At 50.4% G+C, this 10333-nt stretch carries 6 protein-coding genes; 3 read left to right on the forward strand and 3 right to left on the reverse strand.

Annotated features, from left to right (window positions below):
- Window positions 1–47 precede the first annotated feature (47 nt).
- On the reverse strand, window positions 48–674 hold the full coding sequence (locus AC23NW_RS35490) for a hypothetical protein (protein WP_487455383.1): 627 nt from the start codon (window positions 672–674) through the stop codon (window positions 48–50).
- A 170-nt stretch (window positions 675–844) separates the two neighbouring features.
- On the opposite strand from AC23NW_RS35490, the gene AC23NW_RS35495 reads away from it, so the two are divergent.
- The 3 genes from AC23NW_RS35495 to AC23NW_RS35505 are packed head-to-tail and all read left to right on the forward strand — an operon-like array spanning window position 845 to window position 8786.
- Window positions 845–3907: a BPTD_3080 family restriction endonuclease gene (locus AC23NW_RS35495; protein ID WP_487455385.1), complete on the forward strand. Its 3063-nt coding sequence runs from the start codon at window positions 845–847 to the stop codon at window positions 3905–3907.
- Window positions 3907–6684: a site-specific DNA-methyltransferase gene (locus AC23NW_RS35500; RefSeq protein ID WP_487455387.1), complete on the forward strand. Its 2778-nt coding sequence runs from the start codon at window positions 3907–3909 to the stop codon at window positions 6682–6684. Before AC23NW_RS35495 ends, AC23NW_RS35500 begins: the two co-directional genes overlap by 1 nt.
- Before the next feature lie 26 nt (window positions 6685–6710).
- A complete protein-coding gene (locus AC23NW_RS35505; RefSeq protein ID WP_487455389.1) occupies window positions 6711–8786 on the forward strand; it encodes a 3'-5' exonuclease in 2076 nt (691 codons plus the stop codon).
- Window positions 8787–9090: 304 nt separating this feature from the next.
- On the opposite strand, the gene AC23NW_RS35510 is transcribed toward AC23NW_RS35505, so the two are convergent.
- Both AC23NW_RS35510 and AC23NW_RS35515 read right to left on the reverse strand, forming a co-directional pair.
- Window positions 9091–10059: an AAA domain-containing protein gene (locus AC23NW_RS35510; RefSeq protein WP_487455391.1), complete on the reverse strand. Its 969-nt coding sequence runs from the start codon at window positions 10057–10059 to the stop codon at window positions 9091–9093.
- Window positions 10060–10071: 12 nt separating this feature from the next.
- Window positions 10072–10333 (reverse strand): ATP-binding protein (locus AC23NW_RS35515; protein ID WP_487455392.1); only part of this gene is annotated, 262 nt, incomplete at its 5' end.

Here is a 10333-nt window from a genome sequence, read left to right on the forward strand (position 1 = left end):
TTTTAGGTCTGCTTAGTTGCTGCATGATCTTGCGAAGTTAAGCAAGTTCACTGTGCCGATAAATTAGACCATCTCACACCACCTCCACATAAGACATCTGCCACATACCCTGAGCCCTGATAAGACACTTCTTTTACCCGACGGTTATTTTCATCACTAACAGTATGATCTTCGATTACCAGATCGCCTTTTGTAAAAGCATAACTAAGAAATGTGTATATAAAGTGTCTTGCGTTTCTATCAGCAAATTCAGAACCACGAACCCCTCTAACTGCTTCACGCCAAATCCAAACTGTCGGCTCCGGAAACCTGTCTAATAGTTCTACCAAGGTTCTGATTGATTCAAGCTGCCAGGACCAGTACTTTATCTTCTCCGCAAGCTCCGCATTTATTAACCAGGTTTTTAAAGAAGAGTGTGTTGTAAATAGTGTGTATAGCTTGGTTCCGTCATTATCACCTAATCGGCAAACGGGTATAAGTGGGGTATCAGTTGCTCCATCCAGCAATGACAATGTAAATAAAGGTGTTATGTATCTCGATATAAACGGACGTTTGAAAGGAACAATATTTACAACCAAAGGATCCGCATCCAGAAGCTGCAAATCCATGACAGACTTAACATTCTTGTAAATCACAAAAAAGTCATTGAATTCTAGTGTGTTATTGCTTTGCATGTACTTTCTGCTTTTGTCTTGCAACATATCGATGATAGCCTCAAATATAAAAATTTCATGCTCATAAGTTACAAAAGACCAGGAAGTATTAGATTGCAGATCTTAACGTAGCTTAATACTATTTTCACAAGATATAATTGTATAAAACAGGCTGATTTAGAAAACAGTATATGCAAAACCGTTTCTTTGACCACCCCATTCTGAATTCCCCGTACGACTATCCCACGCGGTATTGGGAACTGGATAAGGATGGGCAGCCAACCCAACAGATCATCGACCGACGTCGACCTGCCGAGTTTATAACGCCAATTCCTAAACCCCGGAAACGGAAAAAAAACGAAGGGCAACAATCCCTCATTTTTGACGAAGGAAAGGGATTGTCTACTGACAAACAGCAATACGATCCGACGTCGATTATCAATCAAGTACGTCAGGAGGTAGAGAAGTGGCGTAGTTTACCAAACCCCGCTCAATGGCAGGTAACGCCCGAAACTGCCCGGTTGCTGCAGCACTGGCGCAGCCATAAGTTCAGCAGCATTCGCCCCTTCTTTTGTCAGGTCGAAGCGGTTGAAACGGCAATCTGGTTAACCGAGGTGGCTCCTGGTGCCGGAAAAGCGGGTAAAGCGTTGCTGGATCATTTAGCCAATGCCAACAATGATGCCAACCCTGAATTGATGCGCGTTGCCTTTAAACTGGCGACCGGCGCGGGCAAGACAACCGTAATGGCTATGATCATCGCCTGGCAAACCATCAATGCTGTGCGACGGCCTCAGAGCAAAAACTTCACCCGTGGTTTCCTGATCGTCACCCCGGGTATCACGATCAAGGACCGCCTGCGTGTATTGCAACCCAACGACCCTGACAGCTACTACGCCAGCCGCGAACTTGTTCCGCCCGATATGCTGGACGATTTGCAGCGGGCCAAAATTGTGATCACCAACTACCATGCCTTTAAACTGCGGGAGCGGATCGAGATGTCGAAGGGGGGAAGGTTGTTGTTGCAAGGCCGTGGTGGTGAAGAACTGAATACCCTCGAAACAGAAGGGCAGATGATTCAGCGGGTGATGCCTGACTTGATGGGAATGAAAAATATTATGGCCATCAATGATGAAGCTCATCACTGCTATCGCGAAAAGCCGGAAGCCGAAGAAGATATTTCTGAATTAAAAGGGGAAGATAAGTCTGAAGCCGAGCAAAACCGCGAAGCCGCCCGGCTCTGGATTTCGGGGCTGGAAGCCGTAAAACGTAAGCTTGGCCTTGTCAGAGTGGTTGACCTGTCGGCCACGCCCTTTTTTCTGAAGGGTTCGGGGTACGTTGAAGGTACGTTGTTCCCTTGGACGATGAGCGACTTCTCGCTCATGGATGCCATTGAATGCGGTATCGTGAAGCTGCCCCGCGTACCGGTTGCTGATAACATTCCGGGTGCTGAGGTGCCGATGTTCCGCAATCTCTGGGAGCACATCCGTCTTAGAATGCCTAAGAAAGGCCGGGGCAACAGCACACCACTCGATCCACTGGATTTACCAACTCAACTACAGACGGCGCTGGAAGCCTTATATGGCCATTACGAAAAGACGTTCAACCTCTGGCAGGAGCATGGTATCAAGGTGCCGCCCTGTTTCATCATCGTCTGCAACAATACATCTACCTCAAAACTGGTATACGATTTTATTTCGGGCTTTACCCGCACCAATGCTGATGGCTCTAAAAGCTTCGAGAACGGGCGATTGGCGTTGTTCCGCAACTTCGATGAACACGGCAACCCGCTGGCCCGACCCAATACGCTGCTTATCGACAGTGAGCAACTGGAATCGGGCGAAGCACTGGATGATAATTTCCGGAAGATGGCGGCCGATGAGATTGAACGTTTCCGGCGAGAAATCATCGAACGCACCGGCGATGCCCGGTCGGCCGATAACCTGACCGATCAGGACCTGTTGCGCGAGGTGATGAACACAGTAGGGCGCCCCGGTCGCTTGGGTGGATCTATTCGCTGCGTGGTGTCGGTATCGATGCTCACCGAAGGTTGGGACGCCAATACCGTCACGCACGTGCTGGGCGTTCGGGCATTTGGTACGCAACTCCTCTGCGAGCAGGTGATTGGCCGGGCATTGCGTCGGCAATCGTACGACCTCAACGAAGAGGGCCTGTTTAATACCGAATACGCTGATGTGCTGGGCATTCCGTTCGACTTTACGGCTAAGCCGGTGATCTCGAAACCGCAGAAACCCCGCGAAACAATTCAGGTGCGGGCTATTCGCCCCGATCGCGACGAACTGGAGATTACATTCCCCCGCGTGGAGGGTTACCGCGTCGAGCTGCCCGAAGAACGGTTAACAGCCGTATTCAACGAAGATTCGATGCTGGAGCTGACACCGGCGCTGGTGGGGGCTACCGAAACGCAGAACTCCGGTATCATTGGCGAACGGGTCGACCTGAATCTGGTGCATACCGGCGATATGCGGCCTTCGCAGGTGATCTACGAGCTTACGTCGCATCTGCTCTTTACCAAGTTTCGCGATGCCGACGGTGCCCCCAAACTGTATCTGTTCGGACAGCTTAAGCGCATTTGTAAGGAGTGGATAGACACCTGCCTGACCTGTAAGGGCGGTACGTACCCGGCGCAGTTGCGCTACAAAATGCTGGCCGATATCGCCTGCGACCGCATCGACGCGGCTATTACGCGGGCCTTTGCCGACAAACGGCCCATCAAGGCGGTTACCGACCCGTATAACCCCATCGGTTCCACGCGCTTTGTGAACTTCAACACCTCGAAAGCGACACGCTGGGAAACCGACTCGCGGAAGTGTCAGATCAACTGGGTCATTCTCGACAGCGATTGGGAGGCTGAGTTCTGCCGCATTGTGGAGAAGCACCCGCGCGTGAAGGCGTACGTGAAAAACCACAACCTCGGCCTGGAGGTGCCCTACCGCTTTGGCTCCGAAAACCGCAAATACCTGCCCGATTTTGTGGTACTGGTAGACGATGGCCACGGCCCCGACGACCTGCTGCACCTGATTATCGAGATCAAGGGCTACCGGCGCGAAGATGCCAAAGAGAAAAAAGCAACCATTGAAAATTACTGGATTCCGGGCGTCAACAACAGCCGTCAGTTTGGCCGCTGGGCGTTTGCCGAGTTCCGCGATGTGTACGAGATTGAAGCCGACTTTGCCGCCAAGGTGGAGGAGCAGCTTAATCAGATTATTAACACATCTACCCAACAACCTGTATAATGGCGAAGTCTAGCAACCCCAATAAACTTATTACCGCCTTAACGCATACCGAGGATACCCGCCGGAACATACCGACGGCCGAATACCAGTCCATGCTGCAAAAAGAGGCCAAAGACCCGCTGCAGGTGGCCTACGAACGGCGCAACCGCGACCTCGACCCGCAACTGGTGTGGCGGGGCAAAGACGAACAGGACTGGAGCGACCTGATGGTGGCCGCGCCCCCGCTATACATTCAGGAGAAGGTGCACCCCAAAGCGCTGATCGACGACCTGCTGCGGCAAAGCAAAACGCAGGACTACGCGCAGGGCCGCATCATGGCCGACCTTTTTGCCGACTTCAACGGCATCCCGCAGGGCGTCGACAAAACGGAGTTTTACCAGCACGACCAACACTGGACCAACCGCATGATTCTGGGCGACTCGCTACAGGTAATGGCGAGCCTGGCCGAGCGCGAGGGCCTGCGGGGCAAGGTGCAGTGTATCTATTTCGACCCACCCTACGGCATCAAGTTCAACTCCAACTTCCAGTGGAGCACCACGAGCCGCGACGTGAAAGACGGCAATGCTGCCCACATCACCCGCGAACCCGAACAGGTGAAAGCCTTCCGCGATACCTGGCGCGACGGCATCCACAGCTACCTGACGTACCTGCGCGACCGCCTGACCGTAGCCCGCGACCTGCTCACCGACTCTGGTTCCATCTTCGTACAGATTGGCGACGAAAACGTACATCGGGTACGTGCTGTGATGGATGAAGTGTTTGGGGATGAGAATTGCGTTTCAGAAATTGTTTTCGCCAAGACAACAGGGTTATCTTCAAACTATCTAAGTAGTCGTTTTGACATCTTACTTTGGTATGGAAAATCTAAACATCAATTAAAGTTTCGTCGTCCTTATTTAGGAAAAACTAAAGGAGATGGAACGGCGGATACTTATTCTTGGATACGTAATAATGCTGGAGAATATCGTGCTCTTAATCAAGAGGAAAAAGACACAAATCACATTCCCGATGAGTATTTTGTTTATAAACCCGATAATATTACTTCTCAAGGAAATCCAGTTGTTAACTTTAACTTTGAAAATAACGAGTATTCAATTCGGTCAAAGACTACGTTAGGTGGACTCAAAAGATTAGCAAAAGCAGGTAGAATCCACAAAGCGAAGAATAGTATCCAGTATGTACGAAAAATAGATGATTTTGGGGCTGTTCAGGTCTCTCAACTTTGGCATGATACAGGAACTGGTAGCTTCACCGATGATAAACTTTACGTGGTTCAGACAGGAGTAAAGACAATTCAACGTTGTCTTCTCATGGCTACTGACCCCGGTGATTTAGTTCTCGACCCAACCTGCGGTTCAGGAACGACGGCTTACGTCGCCGAACAATGGGGCCGTCGATGGATAACGATTGATACATCGCGGGTGGCATTGGCCTTAGCTCGTACCCGGCTGATGGGTGCCCGCTATCCGTTTTACCTGCTGGCTGATTCGCAGGAAGGCCAAAAAAAAGAAGCAGAGGTTACCCGTTCGGCCATGAGTACTCAGCCCACGCGTGGCAACATCCGTCACGGCTTCGTCTACGAGCGCGTTCCACGTATCACGCTCGGTGCCATCGCCAACAACGCCGAAATCGACGTCATCTACGACAAGTGGCAGGAGAAGCTGGAGCCGCTGCGGGCGGCCCTCAACGATCAACTCGAGCAGAAATGGGAAGAGTGGGAGATTCCCCGCGAGGCCAAACCGAGCTGGTCGGCCGGGGCTACCGGCCTCCACACCCAGTGGTGGCAGGCCCGCATCGCCCGGCAGAAGGAAATCGACGCCAGCATTGCCGCCAAAGCCGAGTTTGAGTACCTCTACGACAAACCCTACGACGACAAACGCAAGGTACGTGTGGCCGGGCCGTTCACGGTCGAGAGCCTCAGCCCCCACCGCACCCTCGGCGTCGATGAAGACGACAACCTTATCGACCCGTTGGCCGTACAGGAGAGCAAAGCGGGTTATGGCGGTGAGCGCACCTTCGGGCAGATGATTCTGGAAAACCTCAAGAGTGCGGGCGTTCAGCAGGCACACAAAGAAGACAAAATCAACTTCACATCGCTCACCGGCTGGCCCGGAGACCTCATCTGCGCCGAAGGGCGGTATCAGGAGGGTGAGCGCGAACGTCGGGCCGGTATTTTCATCGGGCCGGAGTTTGGCACGGTACAACGCGCCGATCTGGTACAGGCCGCCCGCGAGTGCGCCGATGCCGGTTTCGATGTGCTCATTGGCTGCGCCTTCAACTTCGAGGCCCACACCACCGACTTCAACAAGCTTGGGGGCATACCGGTCCTGAAAGCCCGCATGAATGCCGACCTGCACATGGCCGAGGACCTGAAGAACACCGGCAAGGGCAACCTGTTTGTCGTATTCGGTGAGCCGGACATCGACCTGCTGCCGGCCGATAACGGGCAGATTCAGGTACGTATCAACGGCGTCGATGTGTTTCACCCCAGCACCGGTGAAGTCCGCTCCGATGGAGCCGAGGGCATTGCCTGCTGGTTTATCGATACCGACTACAACGAAGAAAGCTTCTTCGTGCGGCACGCTTACTTTCTGGGAGCTAATGACCCCTACAAAGCCCTAAAGACCACGCTCAAGGCCGAGATCAACGCCGACGCCTGGGAGTCGCTCAACAGCGACACCTCGCGGCCGTTCCCCAAACCCATCTCGGGCCGCATTGCTGTTAAAGTCATCAACCACCTTGGCGATGAAGTCATGAAAGTGTTCCGGGTTCACTAACTAACCACTAATCATCCCACCCAACAATGGAATTCCGCATTGCCGATACGTTTACAGATAGCCTCGCCAAATTGACGGGCGATGAGCAAAAAGCAGTAAAAAACACCGCGTTTGATTTACAGCTGAATCCGGCGCACCCTGCTTTAAGCCTCCATAAACTTGACCGCGCCAGAGACAAGCACTTCTGGTCTGTGCGTGTCAATGACGACATCAGACTTATTATCCATAAGTCCGAAAGTAGCTTTTTGCTATGCTTTGTCGGCCACCATGACAAAGCCTATGAATGGGCAGAGCGCCGGAAACTGGAGATTCACCCGCGCACGGGTGCTGCCCAATTTGTTGAGATCAGGGAAACGATAAAGGAGATTGTTGTTCCGGTATACATTTCCACTACACCAACGAAAGGACGAGCAAGCCACCAACGGCTATTTGAAGGCATTTCAGAAGACAGGCTCCTTAGCCATGGGGTGCCGGTAGAATGGCTTCAGGATGTCAAATCAGCTGACGAAGATACCCTGTTAGCCTTGGTTGAACACCTTCCGGCAGAAGCCAGCGAAGCCCTACTTGAATTAGCAACCGGAGGAACGCCAGCAATCTCTCCGGTACGTCAATCATCTGAAAATCCGTTCTTGCATCCTGATGCCCAACGGCGGTTCCGTGTCATGCGTAATGAAGAAGAGCTTCGTCAGGCACTGGATTCGCCCTGGGATAAGTGGGCTGTTTTTTTGCATCCAGACCAGCGCAGTATCGTAGAACGAGACTATTCTGGTCCAGCCCGTGTTTCAGGTTCGGCAGGAACCGGTAAAACTATTGTTGCTTTACATAGAGCCGTTTACCTGGCCCGGCAAAATCCAGATGCACGGTTGTTGCTGACAACTTTTTCGGATATTCTCGCCAATGCCTTAAAAGTAAAGCTCCGGCGGCTGATTAGTAACGAGCCACACCTTGCCGAACGTATTGATGTTGACCCCATTAATAAGGTAGGTTTGAGGCTGTATCGATTAAAAGTATCACCGCCAGTCGTTGCCTCAATCGAAGAACTTACCGAAACGCTGGCAACAGCTGCTTCAAGCGTCGAAGGGCAAAAATTTAGTTTATCGTTCCTTCTTTCGGAGTGGGAACAGGTCGTAGATGCCTGGCAATTAAAGACATGGGAAGAGTACCGGGATGTCAAACGGTTAGGTCGGAAAACGAAGCTCCCTGAAGCACAGCGTGCCAAGCTTTGGGCTATTTTTAGTCAGGTTATTGAACAGTTGAAAGCAGCTAATAAGGTAACGGTAGCTGAAGTATTTACCCAACTAGCAGCCTTAATGCCCGCAAGGCTACCATACGATTATACCATTGTTGATGAAGTACAGGACATTACCGTTTACCAGTTACGGTTTTTAGCCGCTATGGGTGCGACGAAACCTAATGCGCTGTTTTTCGCCGGTGATATAGGGCAACGGATATTCCAACAGCCTTTTTCCTGGAAAACGATTGGTGTATCAGTCCAGGGTAGATCCAAAACACTTACAGTCAATTATCGTACATCTCATCAAATCCGGGAAAAAGCCGATCAATTATTAGGGTCAGAATTGTCCGATGCCGACGGCAATGTAGAAAAGCGCAGAGGCACTGTATCAGTGTTTAATGGCCCCTCCCCCGAATTTAAGACATTTAAAACACAGCAAGAAGAAATAAGCTTTGTTGCAGACCGGATACAAGTGATACGCCATTCAGGCTTATCTCCTCATGAAATCGGTGTATTTGTGCGTTCCCATCGGGAAATTGACAGAGCCAGGGCAGCGGTTGAAAAAGCGGGGCTCCCATACCTGATCCTAGATGAACGTGTAGAAACTGTGAGTACAAAAGTGGCTATTTGTACCATGCACCTGGCGAAGGGCCTTGAGTTTAAATCTGTTATTGTCATGGCCTGCGATGATGAAGTTTTACCCTCCCAGGAGCGTATCGAAGCAATTACTGATTATGCCGATTTGGATGATGTTTATGAAACAGAACGACACTTGTTGTATGTAGCCTGTACCCGAGCCAGGGACCAACTGCTTATTACCAGCGTCGAGCCTTGTTCGGAGTTTCTGGGGGATTTATTATCGGCTTAGCAAGGCAAGGCTAACTGTCATTTCCTAAAACGGCTGTTATATATACCAACTAGATTACATTTTATTAAGCTCTTTTACCATTTACTAACATGATGTATATATTCCGGCGCAAAGCAGGCCAGTTAATACGGCGATTTGAATCGAAGTTGGTGAAACCTTCTGGCTTATAGGCAAGAAGTGACCGGTCAGTAGTTGAGACAAATCCATGCCCAAACCTGGCAAAATACTACCCTCTCACCTAAATTGAATCAGAACCTCGATGCCGGAATATATACCTCGCCTAGTGGAGTAATAACATGTTAGTTTAAATCTCCATTCGGTATTCAATTGCTGAATCGGTCAGGTATTTTAAAACAACAGGACTGGTAGCTGCTAGTTTGGTAATCTGTCGATGAGCAATAATAAATGTGGCTTTACGAGCACGACTGGTCGCAACATTAAAACGATTTTGACTCAACGAATGCGTATAGGATGCATCCGGAAGTATATAGAAACAATAGTCTACATCTAAGCCTTGTACCCGGTCAACTGTCTCAATCAACAACGAATTGGCAGTGAATCGCGGCTTTAGTTCTCGTTGGCATTGCGATAATGTTTCCCGAAACGGCACTAATACAGCTATATCTTGCTTGTGTAATTTAGCAAATAAATTAATGAGCAGCTTCACAACGAATTGGATGGCACCAGCAGGCAGCTGCTTGCCAATAGCCTGACCACTATAGGTACAAAGGACAGGTCCACCCGCATCGGGGATTATGCTTTCCCAATCAGAACCAAGCTGCTCTCTATCCAAAGCCAGACTCTTATTGAGTGCAAGTGAACGCATCGTATTCTGATAAAACAGGTTTGTAAAACGTGTTGCCCGTTCCATAAGTCGGCGCGTTTCGATTTTGCGGTAGAAGGGAACATTAGACATGAAACAAAGTGTCTGTAGCCCGTTTACTAATCGTTCAATTCCCTTAAACCGCTCGAATGCTTTATTGTATTGAACAATTGGTTCGAGCTGGTAAGGATCACCAACCACAATAACATATTGACCCAATTTTACAGCACCGGCTAGTGTAGTCAGAAACGCCTGACTGGCCTCCTCAACAATGATGTAATCGAAGGCGGGCTCTTCATACTTCTCCCAGTACCGTGAGAATTGATAAAAGGTAGTCAGTACAGCATGACCTGGCTGTGCCTTGATCTCCTTCGTGTATATTCCGGACAAAGTAACCCTATCGTTTCGGCGCAAACTGACCCACCCCGCCTGTGGGTAGCAACCACTCAAAGTTAGTTAAGTTTACGGTTCAACAATAAGACTCTGTTTGCGTCGCATCGACTCACCTTTTAACTCCATTCTGTGGGCTTTGTGAGTAAGCCGGTCCAGGATCGCATCGGCCAGTGTCGGATCGCCAATGTACTCATGCCATTTACTGACCGGAAGCTGCGAGGTGATGATCGTAGCAGCCTTACCGTGCCGGTCTTCCATGATCTGTAAAAGAGCCAGCCGGGCATTTTGGTCCAGCGGTTGCAGCCCCCAGTCGTCCAGGATCAGCAGGTGT

It is taken from the genome of Arsenicibacter sp. R0_47, from assembly GCF_057652235.1.

Excerpts from the sequence above, each read along its gene's own strand:
- AC23NW_RS35490 (WP_487455383.1), bottom strand. The coding sequence starts at position 674 with ATGCAAAGCAATAACACACTAGAATTCAATGACTTTTTTGTGATTTAC.
- AC23NW_RS35495 (WP_487455385.1), top strand. The coding sequence starts at position 845 with ATGCAAAACCGTTTCTTTGACCACCCCATTCTGAATTCCCCGTACGAC.
- AC23NW_RS35500 (WP_487455387.1), top strand. The coding sequence starts at position 3,907 with ATGGCGAAGTCTAGCAACCCCAATAAACTTATTACCGCCTTAACGCAT.
- AC23NW_RS35505 (WP_487455389.1), top strand. The coding sequence starts at position 6,711 with ATGGAATTCCGCATTGCCGATACGTTTACAGATAGCCTCGCCAAATTG.